This is a genomic window from Bradyrhizobium sp. LeoA1Lang (assembly GCF_055413685.1).
This window is the reverse complement of the sequence record NZ_JBVAPG010000064.1, coordinates 1-26310: the sequence shown is the minus strand read 5'-3', so window position 1 is coordinate 26310 and position 26310 is coordinate 1. Positions and strand designations below refer to the sequence as shown.

Here is a 26310-nt window from a genome sequence, read left to right as displayed (position 1 = left end):
CTCACTCCGCGGCTTCCACGACCGGCGCGATCCGGCGCGAATGCTTCGCCTGCGCGTCATAGGCCTTCTGCCAGTCGGACGGACCGTTGGACGGCGAGACCTGGACTGCGGTGACCTTGTATTCCGGACAGTTGGTCGCCCAGTCCGAATAATCGGTCGTGATCACATTGGCCTGCGTGTCCGGATGATGGAACGTGGTGTAGACTACGCCCGGCGCGACGCGGTCGGTGATGAGCGCGCGCAGCGTGGTCTCGCCGGCGCGGCTCTTCAGGCGCACCCAGTCGCCGTCGCGCACGCCGCGCTGCTCGGCATCGTGCGGATGGATCTCCAGCAGGTCCTCGCTGTGCCAGACCACATTTTCAGTGCGGCGGGTCTGCGCGCCGACATTGTACTGGCTGAGGATGCGTCCCGTCGTGAGCAGCAGCGGGAAGCGCGGGCCGGTGCGCTCGTCGGTCGCGACATATTCGGTGACGATGAACTTGCCTTTGCCGCGCACGAAGCCGCCGATATGCATCACTGGCGTTCCCTCGGGCGCCTTCTCGTTACAGGGCCATTGCACCGAACCGAGCTCGTCGAGCTTGGCATAGGAGACGCCGGCGAAGGTCGGCGTCAACGCCGCGATCTCGTCCATGATCTCGGAGGGATGGTTGTAGTGCATCTCGAAGCCCATCGCCTTGGCGAGGCGGATGGTGACCTCCCAGTCGGCCAGCCCGTTCTTCGGCGTCATCACCTTGCGCACGCGCTGGATACGACGCTCGGCATTGGTGAAGGTTCCGTCCTTCTCCAGGAAGCTCGAGCCCGGCAGGAACACGTGCGCGTAATTCGCGGTCTCGTTCAGGAAGAGATCGTGCACGATCACGCATTCCATCGCCGACAGCGCCGCCACCACGTGGGAGGTGTTGGGGTCGGACTGCAGGATGTCCTCGCCCTGCACATAGAGGCCCATGAAGGTGCCTTCGATCGCGGCGTCGAACATGTTGGGAATGCGCAGGCCCGGCTCCGGGTTGAGCTTCACGTTCCACATCGCCTCGAACTGGTCACGCACCGCATCCGTCGCGATGTGGCGGTAACCCGGCAGCTCATGCGGGAACGAGCCCATGTCGCAAGAGCCCTGCACGTTGTTCTGGCCGCGCAGCGGGTTCACGCCGACGCCGGGACGGCCGATATTGCCTGTCACCATCGCGAGGTTGGCGATTGCGATCACCGTGGTTGAGCCCTGGCTGTGCTCAGTGACGCCGAGACCGTAATAGATCGCGCCGTTGCCGCCAGTGGCGTAGATGCGCGCCGCCTCGCGCAGTGCCTTCGGGTCGACGCCGGTGAGGATCGCGGTCGCCTCCGGGCTGTTGTTCGGCTGCGCGACGAACGCCGCCCATTCCTCGAATTCGCTCCAGTCGCAACGCTCGCGCACGAAGGCTTCGTTGACGAGGCCCTCGGTGACGATGACATGCGCGAGCGCGGTCATGACCATCACGTTGGTGCCCGGCATCAACGGCAGATGCAGCGCCTTGAGGTGTGGGGCTTCCACCATTTCGGTGCGCCGCGGATCGATCACGATCAGTTTTGCCCCCTGCCGCAGCCGCTTCTTCAGCCGTGAGGCGAACACCGGATGGGCCGAAGCCGGATTGGCGCCGATCACGATCACGACGTCGGTCTCTTCGACCGAATCGAAATCCTGCGTCCCGGCCGAGGTGCCGAAGGTCTGCGACAGGCCATAGCCGGTCGGCGAGTGGCAGACGCGGGCGCAGGTATCGACATTGTTGTTGCCGAAGCCGCCGCGGATCAATTTCTGCACCAGGTAGGTCTCTTCATTGGTGCAGCGGGACGACGTGATGCCGCCGACCGCGTCGCGGCCGTATTTCTGCTGGATCGCCTTGAACTTCGCGGCGGCGAAGGAGAACGCCTCGTCCCACGACACCTCGCGCCAGGGATCGGCGATCCGCTCGCGGATCATCGGTTTCAGGATGCGTTCCTTGTGGTTGGTATAGCCCCAGGCGAAGCGGCCCTTGACGCAGGAGTGGCCACGATTGGCCTTGCCGTCCTTGTACGGCACCATGCGCACCACTTCCTCGCCGCGCATCTCGGCCTTGAAGGCGCAGCCGACGCCGCAATAGGCACAGGTGGTCACCACGGAATGCTCGGGCTGGCCGATTTCGATCACCGATTTTTCCGTCAGCGTCGCGGTCGGGCAGGCCTGCACGCAGGCGCCGCAGGAGACGCATTCGGAGCCGAGGAAGCTTTCGCTCATGCCGGGCGAGACGCGGCTGTCGAAGCCGCGGCCGGCGATCGTCAGCGCGAAGGTGCCTTGCACCTCCTCGCAGGCGCGGACGCAGCGCGAGCAGACGATGCATTTGGCAGGGTCGTAGGTGAAGTAAGGGTTGGACTCGTCCTTCGGCATCCAGGCCGGATTGACCGCGCCATCGGACTTGGCGAACACATGGTTGTCGCCCTCATAGCCGTAGCGCACGTCGCGCAGGCCGACGGCGCCGGCCATGTCCTGCAATTCGCAATCGCCATTGGCGGCGCAGGTCAGGCAGTCCAGCGGATGGTCGGAGATGTAGAGCTCCATCACCCCCTTGCGCAGCTTCTTCAATCGGTCCGTCTGGGTGTGAACCACGAGGCCCGGCGCCACCGGCGTGGTGCAGGAGGCCGGCGTGCCGGCGCGTCCCTCGATCTCGACGAGACACAAACGGCAGGAGCCGAAGGCGTCGACCATGTCGGTCGCGCAGAGCTTCGGGATCTGGTGACCTGCGTCCATCGCCGCGCGCATGATGGAGGTGCCCTCGGGCACCGTGATGGGCTTGCCGTCGATGGTCAGCGTGACCATGGTCTCCGATTTGGAGCGCGGCGTGCCGAAGTCGATTTCCTCGATCAATGACATGGCGATTTTCCTATTCCGCGGCCTCTAAGCGGGCCGGTGCCGGGCCGAAATCATCCCGGAAATGCCTGAGGGCACTCAGCACGGGGTAGGGCGTGAAGCCGCCGAGCGCGCAGAGCGAGCCGAACTTCATGGTGTTGCAGAGGTCCTCGACGAGGGCGAGGTTTTCGGCCACGTGCTCGCCGCGGATGATCTTCTCGATGGTCTCCACGCCGCGGGTCGAGCCGATGCGGCATGGCGTGCACTTGCCGCAGGATTCGATCGCGCAGAATTCCATCGCAAAGCGCGCTTGCTTGACCATGTCGACGCTATCGTCGAACACGACGATGCCGCCATGGCCGATCAATCCGTCGCGTGCAGCAAAGGCCTCATAGTCGAACGGCGTATCAAAGAGAGCGCGCGGGAAGTAGGCACCTAGGGGACCGCCCACTTGCACCGCGCGCACCGGACGGCCGGTGAAGGAGCCGCCGCCGATCTCATCGACTAGTTCGCCGAGCGTGATGCCGAATGCGGTCTCGAACAGGCCGCCATGCTTCACATTGCCGGCAAGCTGGATCGGCATCGTGCCGCGCGAGCGGCCCATGCCGAAATCTGCGTAAGCCTTGGCGCCGTTGTCGAGGATGAACGGGATCGCCGCAAACGACAGCACGTTGTTGATGACAGTCGGCCGCCCGAACAGGCCCTTGTGGGCGGGCAGCGGCGGCTTGGCGCGCACGATGCCGCGGCGGCCTTCTATGCTTTCGAGCAGCGAGGTCTCCTCGCCACAAACATAGGCGCCGGCGCCGACGCGCACCTCGAGATCGAAACTATGTGCGGAACCGCCGATGCGCGCGCCGAGATAGCCGGCGCGCTTCGCCGCCGCGATCGCGGCATTCATCGCCTCGACCGCGTGCGGATATTCGGAGCGGGTGTAGATGTAGCCCTTGGTGGCGCCGACCGTGATGCCGGCGATCGTCATGCCCTCGATCACGACGAACGGATCGCCTTCCATGATCATGCGGTCGGCGAAGGTGCCGCTGTCGCCTTCGTCGGCATTGCAGACGATGTACTTCCGGTCGGCGCTGGCCTGCGCCACCGTCTTCCACTTGATGCCGGTCGGGAAGCCGGCGCCGCCGCGGCCGCGCAGGCCGGAGGCGGTGACGTCGGCAAGGATCTCGTCGGGGGAGAGCGTCAGCGCCCGCTCCAGGCCCCTGTAGCCGCCATGGGCGCGATAGTCCTCGACCGAGTGGGGATCCACCACGCCGCAGCGCGCGAAGGTTAGGCGGGTCTGGCGCTTGAGCCAGGGGATCTCGTCGGCAACGCCCAGCCGCAACGGATGCGGCCCGTCGGCGGCCATCGCATCGAGCAGGGAAGCTGCGTCCGCGGCGCTCACCGGGCCGAACGCGATCCGGCCCGCCGCTGTTGCGACTTCGACCATCGGCTCCAGCCAATAGAGCCCGCGCGAGCCAGTCCTGACGATCTCGATCGCAAGGCCGTGGTTCTCGGCGGCGAGCTGCAGCGCCGTCGCGACCTCATCAGCGCCAACGGCGACCGCGCCAGCATCGCGGGGGACAAAGAGTCGCATCGTCATCGCTGCGCCTCCCTGACCAGCGCGTCGAGGCGCGCCTCATTGAGCCGGCCGACCACGCGGCCATCCAGCATCGCTGACGGCGCGGTGGCGCAAAGGCCGAGGCAGTAGATCGGCTCCAACGTCACGCGCTCATCGGCCGTGGTGTTGCCGAGCGCAACGCCGAGCTTGGCTTCCGCGCGCGCGGCCAGCGCGTCGCCGCCGGCGGCCTGGCAGGCCTCCGCGCGGCACAGCTTCAGCACATGGCGGCCTGCAGGCGCCTTGCGGAAATCATGGTAGAAGGTGAACACGCCGTGGACCTCGGCACGCGAGAGATTGAGCGTGGAAGCGACCATCGGGATCGCGGGCTCGGGCACGTGGCCGAAGGCTTCCTGCAGGGCGTGCAGGATGACCAGCGTCGCGCCTTCGAGCTCGGCATGCTCGGCGATGATCTCGGCGCCGCGCGCTTCGTTCCAGGGTTCGTAGGCCGATGTCATCCATGCCTCTCAAATCGGAGGGTTTTCACTCGCGCCCATGAAAGTTGGAATCGATCCAGATATCAATAAAGCTGTCTCATGCTGCGATCGTGAACAGCGATCGATTGGGATATGAAATCGATCAATATAGAAATAGAATTGGTAGCAGAACACCTTGTGCGGTACGGCTTTTTCTCGTGTTCGTCCCGGCTGTGATCGTTATATTCGAAGTGGCATGCCAGAGCTGATGAGGCCTTCTTGATCGACAAGCTTGAACTCCTGTTGGCACTCGCAAAGGAGCGGCATTTCGGCCGCGCGGCGGAGGCGTGCGGCGTCACGCAGCCGACGATGTCGACGAGCCTCAAGCAGCTCGAGGATCTCCTCGGCGTGATGCTGGTGCAGCGCGGCTCCCGCTTTCAGGGCTTCACGCCCGAAGGCGAGCGCGCGCTCGACTGGGCGCGCCGCATCGTCGGCGATGCCCGCGCGATGCGGGAGGAGATCAACGGGCTGAGGCACAAGCTCTCCGGCGAGATCCGGATCGCGGCGATCCCGACTGTGCTCGGCATGGTGGCTTCGCTCACCACGCCGTTCCGCGCCCGTCATCCCGACGTGCGTTTCCGCATCCAGTCCTGCACCTCGTCCGACGTGCTCGGCCTCTTGGAGAACCTCGAGGTCGATGCCGGGCTGACCTATATCGAGAACGAGCCGATCGGCAAGGTTCGCACCATCCGTCTCTATAACGAGAGCTATCGGTTGCTGACATCGCCCGACGCCATGTTCGGCGATCGCGACTCTGTGACGTGGAAAGAGGTCGGCCAGGTGCCGCTGTGCCTGCTGACGCCCGACATGCAGAACCGCCGCATCATCGATCGGGCACTTCGTTCAGTCGGGGCGGAAGCAACGCCGACGCTGACCTCGAACTCGCTGCTCGTGCTCTACACCCATGTGAAGACCGGGCGCTGGGCAAGCGTGATGCCGGCAAAGCTCGCGGAGACACTCGGCCTCGCCGACGCCGTGCGCAGCATTCCGATCGTCGACCCCGTGGTGAACTACAGTATCGGCCTGGTGATCCCGCAGCGCGACCCGATGACACCCTTGATCGCCGCCCTGGTTCAGGTCGCGCGCGAAGTCGCCCCCACGCTGGAGTCGGTATCTCCAAATCATAGCGCGTGACCAACGCGCCACCGCCATTGCTTGCGAAAGATGGCGGTGAGCCACGACGCTGCCGTGGGCGGTTTGCTATTGCCTGAATTGCGGCTCATGTTGTTGACGAGTTCCGGACATTTTCGTGGCTGCGCCGCGGCCGGGTGCGGAGTTTTCCCAAACGACGGGGACGGAGATCGTCTGAGAGGAATCTTTAGCTGAACGTTCCAGCATTCATGGAACTTGCCGACGGCTTGGCTGTTTCCATGCGGCGCCTGGTCCAAATGCTGAGGAGTTCTCGTGAATCGTCGCCAGCTACTGCAAGGCTCGGCAGTGCTGCCGACACTCGTATTGTTTCCGGGAACCGAAGCGGTCGCGACTGTTCCGTTTGATGCGTCCACCGTTCGGGAGCTCGCGCGCAGCCTCGCGAGCAAATCGTTCGAGGCGCCCGACGAAAAGCTGCCGGCCGAGCTGAAGGATCTGAACTACGATCAATATCGCTCGATCCGCTTCATGCCGGAGCGCGCGCTCTGGCGCGCCGACAAGCTGCCGTTCCAGGCGCAGTTCTTTCACCGCGGCTTCTTCTACAAGAACAGGGTCAACATCTTCGAAGTCGTCGACGGCCAGGCCAACGAAATCCGCTATCGCAAGGACGACTTCTCGTTCGGCAACGATGTGCCGGCGTTCGCCGCTGATGATCTCGGCTTTGCCGGCCTTCGCATCCACGCGCCGATCAACAAGCCCGACTATTTCGATGAGGTCTGCGTCTTCCTCGGCGCGAGCTATTTCCGTGCCGTCGCCAAGGGTGAAACCTACGGATTGTCGGCGCGGGGATTGTCGATCGATACCGGCGAGGCGAAGGGAGAGGAATTTCCCACCTTCAAGGCGTTCTGGCTGGAACGCCCCGCGGCGAACGCGACCTCGCTCGTCATCCACGCGCTGCTCGACAGCAAGAGCTGCGCCGCCAGCTATCGTTTCACCTTGCGGCCCGGCGAGACCACGGTGTTCGACGTCGAGATGTCGCTCTATCCGCGGGCCGATCTCGAGCACGCGGGGCTGGCGCCGATGACCAGCATGTTCTTCTTCGGCCCCAATGACCGCAACGATGTCGACGATTTTCGCCCCTCGGTGCACGATTCCGACGGGCTCGCGATCTTCAACGGCAAGGGTGAAAGCCTGTGGCGTCCCCTGAGCAATCCGCGGGATCTTCAGGTCAGCACCTTCCAGGACCTCAATCCACGCGGCTTCGGGCTGATGCAGCGCGAGAAGAGATTCGCCGCCTACGAGGATATCGAGTCACGTTTCGAAGCACGCCCGAGCCTCTGGGTCGAACCGATCGGCGATTGGGGCGAGGGCGGCGTCGTACTGATCGAGATTCCGACCAAAGAGGAAATCCACGACAACATTGCCGCGTTCTGGCGGCCGAAGGTGCCGCTGAAGGCGAAGAGCGAAAACAATTTCACCTATCGCCTGCACTGGGGTCCGGATATGCCGAAGCCTCATTCGCTCGCCCGCTTCGTGCGCACCGGCATCGGAGCGCGTGGCGACGACAGCAAATTGTTCGTGCTGGATCTGATCGGCGACAACCTGAAGGGTGTCGATCCCAACAGCATCAAGGGCGTTGTGAGCGCCGAGAAGTCCGAGATCACCAACATCGTCACGCAACCAAATCCTGACACGGGTGGATGGCGGCTCAGCTTCCAATGCGCGGTGAAGAAGGATACGCCCATCGAGCTTCGAGCCTTGCTGGTGCAAGACGATAAACCTCTTTCCGAAGTGTGGGTTTATCGATGGGCTCCGTAGCGACGTCGTCGCCGCTGACGCCGGATGCGCCCACCGACGGGTTCCTGCCACGCGAATATCCGCTCGAGATGATCACATCGGACTTCGCGCATGCGCCGCAGGCGACGCGGCAGCCCGTGCCGGTGGCGTCAAGCATGTGGCTGCGGCGGACATTTGTCTTTGCAGCCACCATCGCGCTCACCGGCGCCGGCGCCTATGAGATGTACAAGGTGCTCGAAGTCGGGGGCGTGACCGTCCTGGAATGGATGGTGCTCGCGCTGTTCGTGGCGTTGCTTGCCTGGATCGGTTTCTCGTTTGCCTCCGCCCTTGCGGGCTTTTTCGTCCTGCTCGGCCGAAGAGGGAACGCACTGCAAATCGCCGCCAGCGGCGCCTTACCCGAAATCGCGAGCCGGACGGCGGTGCTGCTGCCGACCTATAATGAAAACGAAAACCAGTTGATGGCTCGGCTGCGTGCGATCTACGAGTCCGTCGAGGCGACCGGGCATGGCGAGCACTTCGACTGGTTTGTGCTGAGCGACACCACCGATCCCGATATCTGGATCGCCGAGGAACGCGCTTTCCTGAAACTGCGGCAAGCCTGCGGTTCCGATCGGCTCTACTATCGTCACCGCGCCAACAACGTCGCGCGCAAGTCCGGCAACATCGCCGAGTGGGTTTCCCGCTTCGGGAGCGGCTATCAGTTCATGATCGTCCTCGATGCCGACAGCCTGATGACGGGCGACACGATGGTGCGGATGGTTCATGCGATGGAGGCAAACCCCGCGGCCGCGTTGCTGCAGACGTTGCCGATCATCGTCAATGCGCGAAGCCTGTTCAGCCGCCTGCAGCAATTTGCGGGCCGGCTTTATGGGCCGATGATCGCAGCGGGCGTTGCCTGGTGGCACGGCTCCGAAGGCAATTACTGGGGGCACAATGCCATCATCAGGGTGAGCGCATTCGCCGAAGCTGCCGGGCTGCCGGAACTGCACGGGCGAAAGCCGTTCGGCGGACATATCCTGAGCCACGACTTTGTCGAGGCCGCGCTGATGCGACGCTCCGGCTGGGGCATCTACATGGCGCCGACGCTCGGCGGCAGTTTCGAGGAAGTGCCGCCTTCGCTACTGGATTTCGCGGCGCGCGACCGGAGGTGGTGCCAGGGTAACCTGCAGCATCTCGCCGTGTTGCCGACGCGCGGATTGCACTGGATTTCGCGCCTGCATTTCATGACCGGGATCGGTTCGTATATCACCGCGCCGCTCTGGTTTACGTTCCTGCTGCTCGGGATACTGATCTCGCTGCAGGCCCGCTTCGTCCGCCCGGAATATTTTCCGAAAGGGTTTTCGCTGTTTCCCAACTGGCCGGCGCAGGACCCCGTTCTCGCGGCCTGGGTGTTCGGCGCCACCATGGCGCTTCTGATCGTGCCGAAACTGCTCGGCTTCCTGTTGCTGTTGACGCAGCGGGAAACGCGCCGGCGGTTCGGCGGCGCCATTCGCGCTTTCCTCGGCGTCATCGTCGAAGTGCTCATCTCCGCCATGATCGCGCCCGCAATGATGGTGTTCCAGTCGATCGCGGTGATCGAGATCCTGATTGGCCGTGACGCCGGATGGCAGACGCAGCGCCGCGACGACGGCTCGGTCGAGCGGCGCGAGCTCTATCGAAAATACGGAGTGCCCACGGCCTTCGGCGTGCTCATGGCCGCGAGCGCCTATGCCGTCTCTCTGCCGCTGCTGTTGTGGATGTCGCCGGTCATCATCGGGCTCTTGTTTGCCATTCCGATCGGCGCCTATACGGCGAAGCCGCGGATGAGGGCGCTGTTTGCGACACCGGAGGAGGTCGCGCCGCCGGCCGTGCTGACCCGCGCAAACGAACTGGCCGCATCGCCTTCGGTTGATCGCGGCCGCGCGCTGGTCGAACTGCAACGCGACCTGTCATTCCTGAGGCAACATCTCCGCTCGCTTCCCCCACCGACGCGCCGGCGACCGGAGGAAATCGACTCGCAGCTCGCAATCGCCCGCGCCCGCATCGAGGCGAGCGACACCTTCGAGCAGGCGGTCGCCTCTCTCACCGCCCGCGAGACGCTGGCGGTGCTGAATGACCGGGCCTTGCTGGAAACGAGTCTCCAGTTGCCACTGGCAAGGGCTGCTTCGACAGCGGTGTGAAAGCTACGCCGCCTCCCGCATCCTCGCCGCAAAGGCGTTGCGCGGCAGGGCGATGCGGACGACGGTGCCGACGCCGAGCTTCGAGCGCAGCTTCATCGAGCCGCCGTGCAGGCTGGTCAGCGAGCGCGCGATCGCAAGGCCGAGGCCCGAACCCTGATAGGTCTTGGTGAGCTGGCTCTCGACCTGCTCGAACGGCTTGCCGAGGCGCTGCAGCGAGTCCTGTGCGATGCCGATCCCGGTGTCGGCGATCAGCATCACGATGCGATCGTCCAGCACCTGGCTGCGCACGATCACCCGGCCATTGTCGGGCGTGAACTTCACCGCATTGGAGAGCAGGTTGACGACGATCTGCTTGATCGCGCGGCGGTCGGCCACCACGGGAATCGTGCGTTCGATGTCGGCATCGAGCGTCAGCTTCTTGGCCTGCGCACGCCCCGACACCACGCGCAGCGATTCCGCGAGCGTCCTCGACAGATCGAGCGGCTCCAGGTCGAGCTTCATGCGGCCGGCTTCGATCTTCGACATGTCGAGGATGTCGTTGATGACGTCGAGCAGATATTTGCCGCTGGTGAGGATGTCGTGACAATATTCCTGATACTTGTCCGAGCCGAGCGCGCCGAACATGCCGCTGCCCATGATCTCGGAGAAGCCGATGATCGCGTTCAGCGGCGTGCGCAGCTCGTGGCTCATATTGGCGAGGAATTTCGACTTGGCGGCGTTGGCTTCCTCGGCCCGCGTCTTCTCCTGCGAATACTTCTCCGCGAGGTCGGCGAGCTCGAGCGCCTGCCGCTCGAGCTCGGACTGCGAGCGCTTCAGATCGACGACGGAGGCGCGCAGGCGCAGGTCGTTGTCGACGAGCTTCTGCTCGTGCGCCTTGATGCGGGTGATGTCGGTGCCGACGGAGACGTAGCCGCCGTCCTTGGTGCGGCGCTCGGAGATATGCAGCCACTTCCCGTCGTCGAGCTGCGCCTCGAAGGTGCGCGCGCCCGGCATCGGCACGCCGGTCTCGTGCAACCGCGTGCGCACCTCCGGCATGCTGCCGACCTCGATCACGGTCTCGTAGGAGGTCCCGGGGGCAACGGCCGAATCCGGCAGCTTGTGCAGGCGCTGGAAGTGCGAGTTGCAGAGCACGAGGCGGTCCTCGGCATCCCAGAGCACGAAGGCTTCCGGAATGGTCTCGATGGCGTCGCGCAGCCGCAGGTCTGCTTCCACCGTCTTCTCGGCGAGGCTCTTCTGCTCGGTGATGTCGACCGCGATCCCGATCAGGTGCAGGGCGCCGTCGGCGGTGGCCTGGCTAAGCTCGCAGCGCACGCGCAGCCAGATCCAGTGGCCCTCGGTGTGCTGCATGCGGAACGACTGGTCGATGTGGTCGATCTTGCCGGAGATGAGCTGGTCGGCGATGTCGAACAGATCGATGTCGTCGGATTTCACCAGCGCGTTGACTTCGCCGAAGGTCAGGAGGTCGTTGCGGGATTCGAGGCCGAGCAGGGTGAACATCGACTGCGACCAGAAGATGCGGCCGCGCGAGAGGTCCCAGTCCCACAGGCCGCAGCGGCCGCGGTTGAGCGCGGTGTCGATCCGGCCGCGGACGGCGTCATTGATGAGATCGCCCTCGCGGGCGCGGGTCGACTGCCAGTGGAAGGCAAAGCCGAGGATGAGCACGACGAAGCCCGTGGTCGCCGAGAGCGTGACCGAGAGCGCGGCGTCCGATCCCCAGATCGGCTCGTTCATCTCCTGGATCACGATCACCTGGCCGGGCAGCGATCTCACCTGAACCGAGATGGCCAGCGCGCCGTCGCCATTCGGCAGAAGCATGTCGGCGAGGAGGCCCTGCTGGCTCGGCGCGGCGAGCAGTTGCGCGGTGGAGACGATGTCGAGCACCCGGTCGTTCTCGCCGAGCCTGTCGATCGGGGCGCGAGCGAGCATGCGGTGGTCGGCGCTCGTGACGATGATGTGGCGGCCCCTGGCGATGCCCCAGGACGGGATGAGATCGGGCAGCAGGCTCTGCAACTGCTCGATATTGCCAAGGCGTTCGCGGCGGCTCGAGGTCAGGCGATCGAGCCGCTCGGCGAGGATATCGGAGAGGGCGGAGAGGTCGCGCTTCAGGGCAGCGCGCTTCTGCCGGTTCTGGTCGACCACCTGGACGAAGGCGCCGAGGCAGATCGTGATCAGGAAGGCGATGATGAGCGTGGGCACGGCCCGACGCAACGCAGGCTCAGCGGTCAAGAGCCTGTGGTAGTCAGGTTTCGCGATCGATTGCGCCAATCCCTTGATCGAATCGGATTGAACGCACGCGTTCGCCGCATGCGCACGCGCCATGCCCTAGACCCCCACCGCAATCTGATTTGCACACCGTCGGAAGCCAACCCCACGTCGCTCCCGAATCAATGTGATTTGAATCCAGTTTTCCCGGCGTGTCGAGAGTCAACGATTCGTTAATGCGAAATAATTCTTGTCCAAGACAGAATCTCGGCTCTCAAAACAGAGTCCGAAACGAGAACGTTGACGGTTCCTACAAATGCGGCGGCTCGGCGTGGCTGATCACGCGCTTGATGGTGGGGAAGGCGCGGCGCAGCGCGCGCTCGATCGCGTCGACTCCCTCATGCACCTTGATGACGCTCATCGACGGGGCGGCCCGGCAGTGGAAGTTGACGATCTCGCCGGCGTCGGAGTCGCGGACACGCACATTGTGGATGTCATGGATCGGGCCATCAGCGGCAAAGCGCGTCAGCGCCTCCCTGATGGTCTCGACGCGATCGGGTGTGGCGTCGCTGCCCCACGGCAATTCCGGCTCGAGCGGCTCGATATGGGTGTCGACCTCGACGTCCTCGCCGAAGTCCTCGCGGATCGCGCGTTCGAGGTCGTGGGCGATGGCATGGGCCGTGGTGAGCTCCATCTCGCCATCGACTTCGAGGTCGATGCTGACGATCAGCTTCTCACCGAGCGCGTGCACGGTGACGTGATGGATGGCAAGACCGGAATTGCGCGCGATCACCATGATGCGCTCGCGCACGCTCTCATTGTCGCGTGCGACCGGCACCGCGGTGAAGGTGAGGTCGGCATCGCCAAGCACGCCGGCGACCGCGGCCTGCGCCCTGCGCTTGATCTCTTCGACGCGGTCGATCGGAATGGTGCGCGGCACCTTGGCGATGGCGTCGATGAAATAGGTCGGGCCGACCATGCGCACGCGCAGCCGCTCGACCTCGACGACACCGGGCAGGTTCCGGATCGCCGCGGTCGCCTTCTCAAGCACGCCTTCCGGAGCCCGGTCGGTCAGCGTCTCCACGGTCGAGCGCGCCATCCGCAGGCCGAGCAGGGCGATCATGACGGCGACAGCGATGGCCGCGGCGGCGTCGCCCCACCAGAAGCCGAGCCCGGCGAGGATGAGGCCGATGATAACGGCAAAGGAGCCCATCACGTCGGAGGCGAAATGCAGCGCGTCGGCTGCGAGCGCCTGGCTCTTGGTTTCGCGCGCCGCACGATGCAGCGCCCGCGCCCGCCACAGGTTGACGACGATGTCGATGATGAGGACCACGAAGGGGATCGCGGAGATCGACGGCGGCGGCGCGCCTTCGCTCAGCCGGCTATAGGCCTCGACCAGGATGCCGCCCGCGAGCACGTAGAGCAGGGCGATGACGCCGAGCGCGGAGACGCTTTCGAGCTTGCCGTGGCCGTAATGATGCTCTTCGTCCGCGGGCAGGTCGGACACCCGCACCACCGCCCAGGTGATGATGGTCGCGATCAGGTCGACCGAGGAGTGCAGGGCCTCCGAGATCAGCGCCAGCGAGCCGATCGCGATCCCGACGACGAATTTCGCCGCGGCCATGCCACCGCTGGCGAAGACCGAGATCGCAGCGACCGAGGATTTGACGTTGTGAGCGCTCATGTGCCGCGGTGTAGCAGCCCACCCGCTAACATCAAGCGCCGATCGCAGTCGCAATCGCCACTCACTCGCAGCAGCAGGTTGTTGCGAATTATTCCGAGTCCAGAAAATGTTTTGCGTAAGTTCACCAGACACATTTCAGATGCAGCTCCACATTCTCGCGGCGCGTTTCACCCGAGCTTTGCAAAATCATTCGCCCAGAACCAAGAGGGCGCAGGGAACGCCGGGTGCGCGCTGCACCCGCGGTCTCGTGTGCATAAGTGCACAAAGAAGTGCACACGAGCATACAGGTTCAGCGGAAGCACTCCGGCATTCCCTGCGCAATGGTTTTACGGCTTATATCGTGCTCTCCTCGGTGAGACCGGGCTTCTTGCCACCGTCGCCCGTGAGAGGCGTTAGCTTCTCACGGACTTGACGCCAGCGTCGGGGCGTCAGGACCACACGACTTCGCCGTCCGCCTCATGCGCACTCGTCCGTTGCGCAATCCGCGTCCATCGCATCCCACCGCAACACTCGTGACGATCGCGAAGCGCCCCTCAATCGGGTGAGACGCGCGAACTATTAGACTGATTTGCATTTCGGAAAAACAGAAATATTTTTTCCGCGCGGACTCGACAGGTTTTTGCTGATTTGCCCGTCGGGTTAGTTTGTCGCACCCAGCATCCACGTCGTCATTGCGAGCCACCGGGTCGGCGCGTAGCGCCGCCCGATGACAGGCTCCGCGAAGCAATCCATAGCGCCACGCGTGGAGGCATGGATTGCTTCGTCGCGGAGCCTGTCATCGGGCCCGCCAGAGGCGGGACCCGTTGGCTCCTCGCAATGACGGGTGCTGTCAGTCATTCCGGGGCGATGCGAAGCGTCGAGCCCGGAATCCATCTAGCTAGATCGACGACCGCCAACCGATGCTTGACTACATGCGATGACCGGCACCGATTAAATGCACCGTCACCGTAATTGATTGCGGCCCATCCATAGTCGCGAGTTCGCAGCCACGATTCGAGGCCCCACTTGTGAGCTTGAATCACAACCGTGAGATCAAACACAGTGCTCGGGCCGGCAACATTTTGGAGCAAAGCGGACATTTGGTAGGGCCCGCGGAATCGGTCGAAAATGACCCATAACTGGCTTCTAGGCCACTCATTTGGATCTCTTCGGGGAAACCGAGGGTTTTCAGACGCCGCGAGCCTTAGCGAAGGTCACGGACGGCAGTTCGCCGAATCGACGCCGATAGGCGGCGGCGAAACGTCCAAAATGCGCAAAGCCGTAGAGCACGGCGACGGACGTGACGCTCGTTTCCCTTACCGGACGGGACAAGGCGCGATGGGCTGCATTGAGCCGCAGTTCGGCGAGCAGCGTCGCCGGTGGGCGGCCGAAGGCCTCCACGCAACTCAGATGAAGTGTCCGCTCCCGCGCGCCGACGGCGATGCAGAGATCAGTAATGCTCGGCGGATCGTCGAGCCGCTCCTTCAGGACCTTCAGCACCTCGCGCGCAATGCGGGCGCGGCTGTGCAACGGCTCGATGACTTCGGCCGACGGGATCATGTCGAGGATGACATCGAATATGCGTTCCTCGACCTTTGAAAGGCCGGCTCCGGCCAGATGGTCCGGCTTGCTCGCGAGAGAATCAAGCAGGCCGCACAACGCGGACGCGCGCCGCTTCATTTCCTCTGTGGGCACCTGCCAGCGCGGCGAGGGAAGGTCGACGTTGAACTTGTCCACGCCTCGCCGCGCCTGGACCCATCGATCGATCAGCGGCGTGGGCATCACCACCACCATCGCGTCTGTTGGTCCGGTTGCCGTGAAGCCGACATCGTCGTGCGAGGTGGCTGCGATGAGTTCTCCGGGACGGACCGGCCTCCGGCGAACATGCAGGGAGCCTTCTGCCGCAAGCGGAAGGCCGAACACCCAGGTGCCGACCGGCGCTGCGCCGCGTTGCAGCACGCCGGGCGACCACAGCACGCGGGCCAGTTGGAGCCGCCCCATCAGAAGCTGGATCAGGCGTCCTTCAAAGCGGCCGCGTCCGATCTGCTCGTATTCCTGATTCCACGCCAGCGGACTAGCCGCCATCGCATCGATGTCGTCGAACCGCGCTTCGATGAGCTGAGGCCCTGTCGATTGTCCTTCAAGCGAAGCCGGCATTGATGCTGCCCTTTGTGATGCCGGCCCAGCTTACACGAGATCTTGCAGAAAGCGGATAGTCCGCATCCGGTTTTGCAGAATCCGGATAGTCCCCCGTTCTCCCCGTGTGAGATGAAAGCGTCATCGAGGTGCCTCACTCTACGGCGGAAGAAGGAAGGTACCCCCCATGATGACGTTGAACGGGAGAGCCGCGCCATGAAGAAGATGCACGAAGTGATCCGGTGGCCAATCCTGCTTGGCACGATAATGACCGCGAGCGTCACCCTCGTGTCGCAGGCCGGCGCGCAGGGCGATGCCGAAAAGCTCCTCAAGGCGATGACGGACTATGTAGTGAGCCAGAAGGCGATCTCCGTCACCTATGACTCCGACATCGAAGTCATCACTTCGCAACTGCAGAAAATCCAGTTCACCAGCTCCGGCCAGGTGCAATTGAGTCGCCCGGACAAGTTGCGCGCCACACGCACCGGCGGCTACCGGGACGTCGAGATCGTGTTCGACGGCAAGATGCTGACCATAAACGACAAGGACAACAAGGATTACGCTCAGATCGAAGCGCCCGGTACCGCGGAGGAATTGATCGACGGTCTGCGGGAAAAGCACGGTGTGGTCGCTCCCGGGGCCGACCTGCTGCTGTCCAACGTCTTCAATGTCATGATGCTCGACGTGGTCGAGGCTGCCGTGATTGGCAAGGGCGTCATCGACGGCGTCGAGTGCGACCATCTTGCCTTCCGCAACATGGAGACCGACTGGCAGATATGGATCGAATCCGGCGCTAGGCCGATCCCGCGCAAATATGTCATCACCAGCAAGGGGACCGGCCAGGCGCCGCAATATACCCTCCGGATCAAGGACTGGAAGGCGGACGTCGCGGCCGACACTTTTGCGTTCAAGCCGGACCCGGCCGCCAAGAAGATCGCGATCGGCGAACTCGGCGACATCGACGAAGTGCCTGAAGGCACCACCATGGCAGGAGGAAGGAAATGAACCGTAGTCTCACCGCTTTCGCTCGTCTCTCGCTTGGTGCCATGCTTGGCGCCGCCGTCCTATTGTGGAACGGTCAACTGCCGATAGCCCCCCAAGCCGCGTTCGTTTCTTCTGCCGAGGCGCGCGTAGGCCGCCCGCTGACGCCGATGAGTTATGCGGGCGTTGCCCGGCGGACCACACGCAGGGCCGTGGCAGTCGGTGCGGTAGCGACAGGTGCGGCCGTCGTGGCTGCGCCCGTGGTGGTCGCCCCCGCGTGCACGCAGGTCGTGGACGCCTATGGACGGATCGCCACCGTTTGCCGGTGAGACCAGTTCATAGCTGACAATAGGAGGATGACAATGGGAGGAGGCAACGATGAAGCGTTCGATTGCACTATCAGTCCTGCTGACAGCGGGCTTGATGACCGCCAGCAGTGAACAGGCCAGCGCCGTCGTCTACTGCCAGTATATCGCCTATCCCGCTGGTTGCGTCGTCAGACCCGGCGTCGTGTTGCGGCCGCGGCCGGTGGCGCGAGCCGTGGTGACTCCAGGCGTCGGTGCCTCGGGAGTGGGTGTACGACCAGGAACACCGATGAACCGTGGCGGTCCGGTCAATCGGGTTGGCAGGCGCTAAAACGGCCGAGACCGCTTTTTCGGGTCGCCGCGCTCCGTCATGTCGATCAATCCATTTTTCGAAGCGTTAGGGGATCATCATGTTCCAGAAAGTGTGCGCCGCTCCTTGTCTTCTGTTTGCTTCGAGCGTCGTGTCATTGATTGCGGTGATACCGGCCTCGGCGCAGGGTAACACCATCCGTCAAGGTGTACTCACTTGTCGAACTTCGGCGAGCGTCGGCCTGGTGGTCGGGTCACGCCAGAGGCTGGCCTGCCAGTTCAAATCCGAGTCCGGCCGGACCCAGAATTATGTCGGCACCATCGGACGCCTGGGCCTTGACCTCGGCGTGACTGCAGGAGGCGTGATGGCATGGGCGGTGCTGGCGAGCACGCCCACGGTCCCGTCTGGCGCATTGGCCGGCGAATTCGTCGGTGCCAGCGGCGACATTTCGGTCGGCGTCGGTGTCGGTGCCAACCTGCTCGTCGGCGGCACGCGCAAGTCCGTCTCGTTACAGCCGCTGTCGGTGGAAGGGCAGGTCGGCGCCAACCTCGCGCTGGGCGTTGCGAGAATGAAGCTCCAACCAGTCAGTTGATTGCCACGACCACGCGCCGTGAGGTCACAACAACAGAAGGAATTGTCCAAATGATTGCGAAGAAACTCATCCTATGCTGCGCGGTTACCCTCACTGCGGGACCGGCTTTAGCCCAGGTCGAACTCAAAACCTACGCGGACCGCGACGGCTATCTTGATGTTCAAAAGCTGACGTGCGCCCAATTGGCGAACACGTTTCAGGAAGACGCCGATTATCTCGCTGCCTGGTACAGCGGTTGGTACAACGGCCTTGCCAAGAAGCACGTGATGCAGGTCGCCCGCGCCAAATCCCTGCAGCACGAAGTCATCGTCCATTGCAAGGCTAATCCGGGCAAAAAGATCATCGAAGCGATCGACGTGGTCTTCAAGGACTACCGGACAGCAGGCACCAAGATGAAGAAGTGATGGAGTGCCGACAGCCTGAGCCCTGTTGAGAATGAAAAAAGACGGGGCTGGCCGGCTGCTTTGGCCGCCAGGTTCCGCAACGGCGCAATCTGGACGCGATGCTCGGCTATCGCACTCCATGTCGACTTCGAAAAAAGGCGCAGACATTGCTACCAATATGACATGCTGACGCATGGACCTATCGCCGGTGTAACTCCGAAATGTTTAGTAATAGGGGGATTCGAATGAAGTTATCTTACATGGCGCTCGTTGCCATCTTGGCATCGACCGTCGTCCCGGCCTTCGCTCAAGAGCTGCCGAAACACAAATATTCTGCGAACGTGCCCTCATACATTCTCACGCCCGACACGGTGCAGACTCGCATCGGGACGCTGAAATTCTTCGACGGCTTGCCGGACAAGGAGACGGTCGAGAAAGTTTACGACCAGCTTGATTTTGGTCGGGGGGTTGAAGCTTTCATGTCGGGTATGCCGGCCGCATCAGTTTACGGGCTATGCGAGGGCTTGAGCGGCATCGGAGTCGAGCGCAACGGCGCCATCGGGATCACCGAAGATTTGATGGACGCGCGTTCCATATTCCTCACGCCCAATTCGACGACCGTCTATGTGTTTCTCTGTCTCGACCTGAACAAAGGTCCGATGGTCGTGCAGGTTCCGCCCAAAGTGCTTGGACCGGCGGATGACGCCTACTTCCACTGGATCACCGACGTCGGCCTCACCGGGCCCGACAGGGGCAAGGGCGGCAAATATCTGTTCGTTCCACCCGGCTACAAGGACGCTGTGCCGGATAGCGGCTATTTCGTTGCGCGGCCGAAGACCAACGGTGTTGTCATCTTCTATCGCGCCTTTGTCGAGAAGGGCGACGTTGCCGGCGCGGTAAAAGGCGTCAAGGCGAACGCTCGTGTTTACCCGCTATCGGCTGCGGCCAGGCCACCCGCGCAGAAATTCGTCAACACATCCGGCATGAAGTTCAATACGGTTCATGCCAACACCTTCCATTTTTACGAAGAACTCAACGCCGTGGTCCAGAATGAGCCGGCGGGATTTGCCGGACCGGAAACGATGGGTCTCTTTGCCGCAGTCGGCATCAAGAAGGGCGAGCCATTCGCTCCGGATGCGCGCATGAAGGCGATTCTCACGGACGCCGTCGCCGTCGCCAATGCCGCAGCGCGCGCCACCGTATTTGCGCCGCGGGATCCGCGCGTGAAGATCTATCCCGACCGTGAATGGGGGACGGCTTTTCCGGGCGGCAGCTATCAGTTCATGGACAACGGCGCCTACAATCTGGATGCGCGGTCATTGTTTCATTATTACGCGACCGGGATTACGCCGGCGATGGCGGCAGCAAGCCCCGGAAGCGGCTCTGCTTACGCGTATTCCGCCCGCGATTCCCAGGGGAGCTATCTCGAAGGCGGCAAGACCTACAAGATCACCTTACCGGCGCCGGTTCCGGTCAATCAATTCTGGTCTTTCACCGTTTACGACAATCAGACCCGCTCGATGCTGGAAACCAACCAGAAGCTCGCCGGTATCGACAGCAACCAGCCAAGCATCAAAAAGAATGCGGACGGCTCGGTGACGATCTGGTTCGGCCCGAAGGCGCCGGCCGGCCAGGAGAGCAACTGGGTCGAAACGGTACCCGGCAAGGGATGGAATTCACTCTTGCGGCTCTACGGACCGCTCGAGCCGTGGTTCAACAAGTCCTGGAAGCCCGGTGATTTCGAGTTGGTAAATTGACGGGCGCCTTGCCGGCGCTCGGTGAGGGCGCCGGCAAGCAGCCGCTGATAGCTGATAGTCGCCTTGCACGGCATCAGACCTTCGAAACGCCGGCAACAAACCGAGCGCTCACTGTGGATAGGAAGCTGATTCTAGCCAGCGAAAATTCCTTACGGCACCACGCTGTTTCCGGCGATACTGTGCGGCCAATGTCAGCTTCTGGCCCATCACGTTGTTTTGCTGTCAAAAGGTAACCGCGTCGCTCTAGGGCAAAGCGGACGTCGCTTCGCTGCGTTGCCCCAGCGTGAGAAGGCGGCCCAATCCGCCCTGGTCCGAAAAGCCGCTCACCGCTTGATGGCTAATACGTGCTGGCCGCAGTCAGAGGGCCGGAAATCGAAAAGTGAGGGCCAATCACCACGCGGCAAATGTTGCGGTTGAGTAGCCGACGTTCGATATCGCATAATCTTCAATCAGCCGGAGGCACAGCGATGCAATTGCGGGTCTTTGGACGCACGGGAATGCAGCTCTCGGTGTTGGGCTTCGGCTGCGGCGCGGTCGGCGGTTTATGGTGCGCGGCGATCCCGTCGACCAGGTGCGGACCATCGCGCGGACTGGATCGACGACCGCCAACTGATGCTTGAATACATTCATGACCCGGCACCGATTAAGTACACGGTCACCGTAATTGGAATCGCCTAGAAGGCGGTGCCGACAGGTTTACACGTCAAGCTTGATTGCGGCCCATTCATAGTCGCGAGCTCGTAGCGCATCATTCGGACCCCACGGCTTATGAGCTTGCATCACAACCGTCAGGTCAAACACAATGCTCGGCCCGACAACCGTTTTGGAGCAGAGCGGACATCAAGTGGTAGGCAGAGCCCGCGGCATCGGTCGAAAATGACCCGAACCGGACAAAAAGCACTAAACGGTCCACACATAGTCCACAACTGAGCACGGACTGGGTCATACCGTACTGCGCGCGACATCTTTCGCCGTGTCGACGAGTTGATACACCTCGAGGCCCTCGTGCTTGCCTTTGACGAGATGCGTTCCCCGGCTGATGCAGTGAAAGCCGTCCGGGAGCATCTCAAAAATCTCGCGGCTGATCAGGGTGATCGACTCGGCCGGTGATCCAATTCAAAGCTAGAATTGAACTGACTGAAATCAACACAAGCAATCGCATACTTAGCAAGAGCGTCGGCATCAGTCCCAGCCGAGCATTATCTCGGCTCGACGCGATGCGTTTGGGTGCGAGATCGCTCATGTTGACGGTAGTGGCATTGGTCCACGTTAGCTTGTGAATGCCTGCCTTCCGAGGCCAGCACTATATCACGCGCGACTGGCCGCCGCTGCACTCAAGCCCGCTGCGCTCGCTCATCACGAGACGAACGAGCATGTCTTCGATCCCGGGCGGCATTCAGCCTTTTGGGACAATGAGTACGGTGACACGCAACGGAGTTGCTCACCCCGAGCCTCCTCCAAAGGAGTGTCGCCATGTCCCGCATCTCGATTCTGAAGCGCGCAATCAGCACGGCAAGGGCAGGCCTCGTCTTTGTCGGAATGCTTTCGCCGGCGCATGCGGCCTATCAGTACGATGTCGTCCGCGTTTTCCCCGATCTGCCAATTAGCCAGACTGCAGACCAAGCGCCGGCCGTGCTGACCGCGCAGCGGCCTTGGCTTGCTCCGGTCGGCCATCGGCAACCGCACCAAGCCGATGTCCCCCGGCACGAGGCCGTCGCGGCATGGGAGCGTCAGCAACAGCAGTTCGACCAGGAACTGGACCGGAAGCTGATCATCTGCCGCGGATGTTGACCGTTCCACAACGGTCATTCCCGGCGGGAATAATCACTAGTCCAACGGACCCGCTACCCGGCACGGCTGCCTTCTTTAGCTTTCTGGGTGTGAGTTCAACGAAACGAATGGCGGCCGCCGTCCTCCACGTAAACACTCAAACGAGAACCGTGATGCAAGGCAAGGTCGAGCCTCGTCGCGGCCGGGGACGCCGACCTCGTTGCATTCGGCCGTCACTGCATCTCCAATCCGGATCTGCCCGGGTGGCTGCGGCGCGGCCTTGCGCTCAACCACCACGATCGGTCGACCTTCTACGGTGGCGGTGCGCGCGGCTACACGGATTACCCGACTGCCGAGGCGGCAGCGGCGGCCTGACCGGCATCGCGCCTTCATCTTCTAGGTCAGCGAGGACGCATCGCCGCCTCTCGTTGGCTAGACTCGTCAATCGTAGTCGCTTCGGCTGCTTCCGCAGGCTTCCCTTCGATGGGTGTTACGGGCCTTGCGAAGAGGTCCCGGCCAGATGGCGCCTGCATCTTGCGCCACTGCGCCGGAGTGACGCCCATGTGGCTCTTGAAGGCGCGCTGGAAGGCCGCTTCCGATTGATAGCCTACTGCCTCTGCCACAGCGCCGGTCGAAAGCGAAGACTTCTTGAGTTCGTTGGCTGCTAGCGTCATGCGGATGTCGGTGAGGAGATCACTGGCCGATCTTCCCAGCTTCTCCTGGAATTGCCGCGCGAGCGTCGCGCGCGACAGGTTGCTGAGGCGCGCAAGGTCAGGCAGCGACCATGCCCGCGCGGGCTCGTTGAACAGAGCAGCCACCGCCGGTGCGAGGCGGGGATGACCGGCCAGGGCAAGAAGACCCCGCGGGGCGTCTTGGGTCTCGCTCGCGAGCCGCAGCACAAGCGCGAACATCGCCGTCGACAGCGCGTTCAGCATGGCGCGGCCGCCCAGGTGATCGTCCGCCGACTCGCTCCGCATCAGCGCGACGAGGCCTGCGAGCTGCGCGGCTGTTTCCTTTCCGGCGTGAGTGCCGGCATGCACGACCAGGCGCGGCGGCAGATAGCTGCGCAGCAGGCGGTCGTGCGGCGGCGCGACGGCGAAGTGACCGCACAACAGATCGAGCCGTTCGTCCGATCCGAGATTTTCGCTGATCGTGAAGTTGAGGGCCGCACGGTTGCGGGCCGGCAGCGGCGCGGCCCCGCTGTCGTCGTGCATGATGTGACGAGGATTGCCGGGGAGTAGCAGAATGTCGCCGGGCTTCAGCTGCAGCGGCCTTCCTCCCGCCGGGTCCTCCAGCAGCGCGGAGCCGGCGAGCACGGCGTGGTACGGGATTTCGTTGGCCTCGCCGGGCCCCTGGTCGATGCGCCATGGAGCGCCATAATTGCAGCGCAGGTCGAGCCACCCGCGCACCGGCATCATCTCGAAGAGCTGGCTAAGCCAATCCATCGCGTCCCTCCGGAAGTTATCGCCATGAGACGATAGGGCATATATTCGAGATTTTATGACATTCAAAGTATCGCGGCGCGGTCATACTGTCACTCCACGATCGTTCACACCCCCAATCAAGGAGTGCGACCATGTCCCGTCTCTCAATCCCCAATCTCGAATCCGACATCGGCCCGTCGGGCCAAGTCTATGCCCAGATCAAGTAGGCGATCGGGAGCGTCCCGAACACCTTCGCCGCCATCGCCGCGCACGGCCCCCGCTGCACTAAAGTCGGTCCTGGCCGCCGATGCAGTGCTCGCCACCGGCACACTGACCAAGCGCGATCAGGAGGTCATCAAGCTCATCATCAGCGCCGCCGGCGGCTGCGATTACTGCGTCGCTGCCCACAGCTATCTCGCCAAGCTCGCCGGCGCGAAGCCGGAGGTGCTGAAGCAGATCCGCGAGGGCCAGCCCACCGGCGACGCCAAGCGCGACGCACTGGTCGGCTTCGTCCGCAAGCTCGCGCAGTCCAGCGGCACCGTCAGTGACGAGGATTTCGCCGCGATCAAGGCCGCCGGTTACAGCGACGCGCAGTTGGTCGAGATCAGCCTGGCCTTCGCGACCACCGTCTTCACCAACGTCTTCAACCGCATCAACGACACCGAGATCGACTTCCCGGCAGTGGCGTGACGCAACTGCGCTCAGTCAGATCTTGGATGAAAGGATCACGACCATGACCACGATTACCAACACCACTCAAAATCCGCTTGTTCGCGCGCTGCACAGGTCCGGCCTGCTCGCGGAAGACCTCGACTATCACGTCGTCCGGGCCTCGATGGTGATCATGTTTTTCTTCTTCGGTTACCAGAAGTGGTTTCCGTACGAATTCGAACGACTGGTTCCGTTCATCAGCAATGGCCCTCTGATCTGGTGGCTCTATCCCGTATTCGGCCACGCCGGCGCCAGCTACTTCCTGGGCGTCTCAGAGTGGACGTTCGGGACCTTGCTGCTGGCGGGCTTCTGGGACAAGAAGTTCGGCGTTCTCGGCGCGCTGGGCTCGACCGGCACCTTCATCGCAACCGTCACCATCATTCCGTTCATGCCTGAGGGCTGGGATATCACCGCGGGAGGCTTCCCTGCGATGACGGGCAACGTGCCTTTCCTGATGAAGGACGTCGTTCTGCTCGCCGTCTCGCTCTACCTGCTGAGGCAGGACGTGGTCCGCCTGATGCGGCAATAGGTGGCACTCTGCTGATGGCGATGCGTCGCCGGCGAGCTTCTCCCTCGCCGGCGATTGCGCGGTCGAAACTGCCGAACGGGCGCGGCGGAGAACTCCCGATGGTAGGCACGGCGCAAGTGTGTCTTTGCCCACGCCACGAAGCCGACGGCCGATATCTTCTTCCCGCATCATCGCGGTGTCGGCTATCGTTGTCACTGCCAGATTGCAACAGCTTCTCACCGGCCGCAATGGATTGAGCGCCCCTGCATTCAAATGCCCGTGTTTCGTGTCTTGCGAGAGGCAACAGGAGACCCAGCTATGCGAATACGGTGCAGAGCGCCACGCAGCAACATTGATGAGGAGGCTCTTGATGCATGGATTGCGGGATGCTTTGGAGCAGAGTCAGAAAGACGGTGCCGCGATCGGCCATTTCAACGTCGGCGATTGGGTTCTATTGAAGGCGGTGTCGGCAGCCGGACAGGAACTTAAGGTCCCAGTGGTGGTCGGTGCATCCGAGGGCGAACGGGAGTTTTTCGGAGTCTCCGAAATTGCGGCTCTGGTGCGGAGGTTGCGTGAGGAATGCGACTGCCCATTATTTCTTAACGCAGATCATACGCATTCCCTGGCAAAGGCCATAGAAGCGGTCAGGGCTGGATTTGACGCCATCGTCTTCGATCTTTCCGCGCTGCCGTTCGAGCAGAACGTACGGCAAACAAAAGAAGCGGTCGAAGCCCTCAAAACAATCAATTCTGACGTCCTTGTCGAGGGAGAGATCGGCGACATTGGAACCGGTTCTGAAATACATGAAGAGGCTCCCGACTTGTCGAGGGGCTTAACATCTCCTGCAGAAGCGAGACAGTTTGTCGAGTCTACAGGGGTCGACATCCTCGCTCCGGCCGTGGGCAACATGCACGGGATGCTAAAGAGCATGGTGCAGGGACAAACACGGAAGCGGTTGGATATCCAGAGAATCGCCCAGATCAAGAGCGCGGCCCAAGTGCCACTTACCCTGCATGGCGGATCGGGAACCGACGACGAAGACTTGCGGAAGGCAATCGCCGCTGGGATCAATATCATCCACATCAATACTGAATTGCGGGTTGCCTGGAGACGCGGCTTGGAGGAGGGTTTGGCCCAACAGCCCTACGAAGTCGTCCCTTATAAGATCCTGCCGTTCGCAGTGGAATCGGTGAAAAACGTAGCTCGCTCACGCTTGAGCCTGTTCAACGGCGATAAGTAGCTCATAGAGCTCGGTCTCGGTAAAATCGCTCCTCGTTATCCGAGGCGCGCACCTCATTACGCTCCACGACCGGCCCGGATCCCGGCACCGATTTAATGCACCGTCACCGTAATTCGAGTTGACTAAAGCGCGATGAGATGAGGATGAATCATCATCGCGCTTTAGGTTATTGTTTGAGCATGATCTTTTCGGAAAACCGTTTCACACTTTTCCGGATCATGCTCTAGGTCGCGTGGACAGTTATCTTAGCCAGAGCAGAGTTGCGGCGATAGCGACGACAGCGAAGTAATTTCGTGCGGTTTTTTCGTAGCGCGTAGCAACGCGCCTGAAACGCTTCAGTTTCGAGA

General features: G+C 62.7%; 19 protein-coding genes and 2 pseudogenes. 13 read left to right on the top strand and 8 right to left on the bottom strand.

The window, feature by feature from the left end:
• Position 1: 1 nt before the first annotated feature.
• Genes fdhF through ACZYOF_RS21755 form a run of 3 tightly spaced genes read right to left on the bottom strand, consistent with a single transcriptional unit; the run spans position 2 to position 4918 of the window.
• A complete protein-coding gene (gene fdhF, locus ACZYOF_RS21765) occupies positions 2-2878 on the bottom strand; it encodes a formate dehydrogenase subunit alpha (protein WP_463717059.1) in 2877 nt (958 codons plus the stop codon).
• A gap of 10 nt (positions 2879-2888) precedes the next feature.
• Positions 2889-4445, bottom strand: coding sequence for a formate dehydrogenase beta subunit (locus ACZYOF_RS21760; RefSeq protein ID WP_463717058.1), 1557 nt, complete (start codon positions 4443-4445; stop codon positions 2889-2891).
• Positions 4442-4918 carry a formate dehydrogenase subunit gamma gene (locus ACZYOF_RS21755; protein WP_282526279.1) on the bottom strand — a complete coding sequence of 159 codons (477 nt, stop codon included), beginning with the start codon at positions 4916-4918 and terminating at the stop codon, positions 4442-4444. Before ACZYOF_RS21755 ends, ACZYOF_RS21760 begins: the two co-directional genes overlap by 4 nt.
• A gap of 237 nt (positions 4919-5155) precedes the next feature.
• Between ACZYOF_RS21755 and ACZYOF_RS21750 the strand changes: the two genes are divergently transcribed.
• From ACZYOF_RS21750 to mdoH, 3 genes are all read left to right on the top strand, one after another.
• Complete coding sequence (locus tag ACZYOF_RS21750) at positions 5156-6070, top strand: LysR family transcriptional regulator (RefSeq protein ID WP_130579997.1); 915 nt, start codon at positions 5156-5158, stop codon at positions 6068-6070.
• Positions 6071-6373: 303 nt separating this feature from the next.
• On the top strand, positions 6374-7843 hold the full coding sequence (locus ACZYOF_RS21745) for a glucan biosynthesis protein G (protein ID WP_463702531.1): 1470 nt from the start codon (positions 6374-6376) through the stop codon (positions 7841-7843).
• A complete protein-coding gene (mdoH, locus tag ACZYOF_RS21740; RefSeq protein WP_463717057.1) occupies positions 7831-9981 on the top strand; it encodes a glucans biosynthesis glucosyltransferase MdoH in 2151 nt (716 codons plus the stop codon). Before ACZYOF_RS21745 ends, mdoH begins: the two co-directional genes overlap by 13 nt.
• A gap of 3 nt (positions 9982-9984) precedes the next feature.
• Here the strand turns inward: mdoH and ACZYOF_RS21735 are convergent, their stop codons facing one another.
• The 3 genes from ACZYOF_RS21735 to ACZYOF_RS21725 all read right to left on the bottom strand — a co-directional run bounded on the left by ACZYOF_RS21735 (position 9985) and on the right by ACZYOF_RS21725 (position 16003).
• Positions 9985-12300, bottom strand: a complete 2316-nt coding sequence (locus ACZYOF_RS21735; protein WP_463717056.1) for a sensor histidine kinase — start codon at positions 12298-12300, stop codon at positions 9985-9987.
• A 193-nt stretch (positions 12301-12493) separates the two neighbouring features.
• On the bottom strand, positions 12494-13867 hold the full coding sequence (locus ACZYOF_RS21730) for a cation diffusion facilitator family transporter (RefSeq protein WP_463717055.1): 1374 nt from the start codon (positions 13865-13867) through the stop codon (positions 12494-12496).
• A gap of 1167 nt (positions 13868-15034) precedes the next feature.
• Positions 15035-16003, bottom strand: a complete 969-nt coding sequence (locus ACZYOF_RS21725; protein WP_130580001.1) for a helix-turn-helix domain-containing protein — start codon at positions 16001-16003, stop codon at positions 15035-15037.
• A 195-nt stretch (positions 16004-16198) separates the two neighbouring features.
• Here ACZYOF_RS21725 and ACZYOF_RS21720 point away from each other — a divergent pair, with 195 nt between their 5' ends.
• The 7 genes and pseudogenes from ACZYOF_RS21720 to ACZYOF_RS21690 form a co-directional block, all read left to right on the top strand.
• Entirely contained in the window at positions 16199-16987 is a 789-nt protein-coding gene (locus ACZYOF_RS21720; RefSeq protein ID WP_130580002.1) for a DUF2092 domain-containing protein, read from the top strand.
• Between the two features lie 354 nt (positions 16988-17341).
• Positions 17342-17599: a hypothetical protein gene (locus ACZYOF_RS21715; RefSeq protein ID WP_130580003.1), complete on the top strand. Its 258-nt coding sequence runs from the start codon at positions 17342-17344 to the stop codon at positions 17597-17599.
• 79 nt (positions 17600-17678) lie between these two features.
• Positions 17679-18170 carry a DUF992 domain-containing protein gene (locus ACZYOF_RS21710; RefSeq protein WP_394569523.1) on the top strand — a complete coding sequence of 164 codons (492 nt, stop codon included), beginning with the start codon at positions 17679-17681 and terminating at the stop codon, positions 18168-18170.
• Positions 18171-18220: 50 nt separating this feature from the next.
• Complete coding sequence (locus ACZYOF_RS21705; protein ID WP_130580004.1) at positions 18221-18574, top strand: HdeA/HdeB family chaperone; 354 nt, start codon at positions 18221-18223, stop codon at positions 18572-18574.
• Between the two features lie 224 nt (positions 18575-18798).
• Complete coding sequence (locus tag ACZYOF_RS21700) at positions 18799-20310, top strand: DUF1254 domain-containing protein (RefSeq protein ID WP_463717054.1); 1512 nt, start codon at positions 18799-18801, stop codon at positions 20308-20310.
• Between the two features lie 1473 nt (positions 20311-21783).
• On the top strand, positions 21784-22101 hold the full coding sequence (locus ACZYOF_RS21695) for a hypothetical protein (RefSeq protein WP_130580006.1): 318 nt from the start codon (positions 21784-21786) through the stop codon (positions 22099-22101).
• 174 nt (positions 22102-22275) lie between these two features.
• Positions 22276-22455: pseudogene (locus ACZYOF_RS21690) on the top strand (alkene reductase); the annotation flags it as partial.
• A gap of 26 nt (positions 22456-22481) precedes the next feature.
• On the opposite strand, the gene ACZYOF_RS21685 reads toward ACZYOF_RS21690, so the two are convergent.
• A complete protein-coding gene (locus ACZYOF_RS21685) occupies positions 22482-23525 on the bottom strand; it encodes an AraC family transcriptional regulator (protein WP_463717053.1) in 1044 nt (347 codons plus the stop codon).
• Between the two features lie 291 nt (positions 23526-23816).
• Between ACZYOF_RS21685 and ACZYOF_RS21680 the strand changes: the two genes are divergently transcribed.
• From ACZYOF_RS21680 to ACZYOF_RS21670, 3 genes are all read left to right on the top strand, one after another.
• Positions 23817-24194, top strand: a complete 378-nt coding sequence (locus tag ACZYOF_RS21680) for a carboxymuconolactone decarboxylase family protein (RefSeq protein ID WP_463717052.1) — start codon at positions 23817-23819, stop codon at positions 24192-24194.
• Between the two features lie 43 nt (positions 24195-24237).
• Positions 24238-24744 (top strand): YkgB family protein, encoded by a 507-nt coding sequence (locus ACZYOF_RS21675; protein ID WP_130584139.1) that lies wholly within the window; start codon positions 24238-24240, stop codon positions 24742-24744.
• Positions 24745-25093: 349 nt separating this feature from the next.
• Entirely contained in the window at positions 25094-25963 is an 870-nt protein-coding gene (locus tag ACZYOF_RS21670) for a class II fructose-bisphosphate aldolase (RefSeq protein ID WP_282526417.1), read from the top strand.
• A 240-nt stretch (positions 25964-26203) separates the two neighbouring features.
• Here ACZYOF_RS21670 and ACZYOF_RS21665 read toward each other — a convergent pair.
• Positions 26204-26310: pseudogene (locus tag ACZYOF_RS21665) on the bottom strand (IS5/IS1182 family transposase); the annotation flags it as partial.